The following is a 1,748-nucleotide window of genomic DNA, read 5'->3' on the forward strand; positions in this document are numbered from 1 at the left end:
ACGGGATCAAGCGTATAACCAAATTCTAAATCCGCTAAGATAGTCGCTGTACGATCCGTATCTAAATGGGTGATTTGACTTGGTGCTTCCGCAAATTCAATATCTGCCAATTGCTTTAAAGGAATAAACCTTCCACTCATCGACTGCACACTGATTTTGTCAAAATCTTCAAGCGTAAACTTGTCATCGTAATCATACCTTAATACAATATTAAAGTCATCTGCCTTTTTATCTCTATATTTTCCGACGACCGCCCCACTTACATACGACCGAATGGTTTTATCAATAGCAAAAATTGGTACACCTAACATCGTCGCCTTATCGCGATTGATCTTGAAAAACAAATCGGTACTCTTTGTACGCGTTGGATTATCGACATTAATCGTTCCTGATGTATTGCGAACAATCTGCTCTATTTCTTTGGCGTAAGCCTGCAGATCATCCAAATCGTTCCCGTAAATTTTGATAGCTACAGGTGCTTCGGACGGCGGACCTTGCACAAATTCTTTTACATCAATCCTTGCTGCTGGATAACTGGCAAACTCTCCTCGCAATTCCTCTAAGAGCTCATAAAAGCGTTGCACATTATACTCTTTTAACACGACGTACACTTCGCCAAAGGAATTAGAATAGTTCTTGGAGGCGACATTGTAGTAGATTCTTGGATTTCCATGACCTATATTGGCAGCGAAGTAGTCAATAATTCAGGGTAGGCTTGCTCAACATAATTTTTGATTTTTTCACCAAGATAACCGATGATAAAAACAAAATCGCGAATCCCTACTTCCACTAATTGATCAATAATAAAAGATATGATTGGCTTTCCAGCAACCGGGATGAGTGGTTTGGGTTGTGTGTAGGTTAAAGGACGAAGTCGCGTCCCCGCTCCAGCTACCGGAATGATGGCTTTCATGGACAATAGATTACTTTTTGTAATTATTACACTAATTGCATCCAAGATAAGCATATTTTCCTACAGAAAAAAAGCCTTGCCCAAAATGAGCAAGACTTCAAAATTCAGACAATTAGCAATAAATCTTTATGGTTCATGGTTGTTGGTTCATAGTTATTGGTTAATGGTATAACTGTTAAATAGTCTGCTGCAAATAATCTCACGGTTAACCATTAACTATTAACTTCCAATTATTACCCTTCTACACTTTCAAATTTAGATTCTGATGTAAACCATTGGAATAATAATGGTACTACGATCAAAACTAAAGTAGTAGAAGTCAACAAACCTCCTATAATCGTCCATCCCATTGGCGCCCAAAGCGAACCTCCATTTAGCGTAAGCGGTAATAGACCTAAAATAGTTGTTAATGTGGTCATCACAATAGGTACAAATCTTACCTCTCCAGCTTTTTGTGCAGCCTCTCTCACACTTGCACCTTCCTCCATCAGCTTATTCGCAAAATCGACCAGTACAATGGAGTTATTAATCGCAATACCAATTAAACTGGTCAGACCAATAAAGGCCGTGAAAGAAAATGGAATTCCCGTAATAAATAAAGCCAAAATAGAGCCAATCATCGCCAATGGTAATGCTGTAAAAATGACCAATGGCTGTGTAAACGAACGGAATTGAATAATCAATACGCCCAAGATCAACAACAAGGCCAATATGGATGCAATTCCCATACCACCAAAAGAATCATTTCTACTTTCTAAATCCCCTTTAAATACGTAGGAATAGCCCTCTTTCCAATCTATTTGATCCAATTGCTCTTGAATAGCAGCAATAACGG

General features: G+C 38.6%; 3 protein-coding genes. All 3 read right to left on the bottom strand.

Annotation, left to right across the window (positions count from 1 at the left end; genetic code table 11):
- On the bottom strand, positions 1 to 602 hold a 602-nt coding region (locus D5R40_RS32690), incomplete at its 3' end, for an efflux RND transporter permease subunit (protein ID WP_134239672.1).
- A gap of 74 nt (positions 603 to 676) precedes the next feature.
- Positions 677 to 913, bottom strand: a complete 237-nt coding sequence (locus D5R40_RS32695; RefSeq protein WP_205127841.1) for a sugar phosphate nucleotidyltransferase — start codon at positions 911 to 913, stop codon at positions 677 to 679.
- A 233-nt stretch (positions 914 to 1,146) separates the two neighbouring features.
- A partial coding sequence (locus D5R40_RS32700) for an efflux RND transporter permease subunit (protein WP_134239673.1) occupies positions 1,147 to 1,748 on the bottom strand: 602 nt, incomplete at its 5' end.

The organism is Okeania hirsuta (assembly GCF_003838195.1).
GTDB classification, from domain to species: domain Bacteria; phylum Cyanobacteriota; class Cyanobacteriia; order Cyanobacteriales; family Microcoleaceae; genus Okeania; species Okeania hirsuta.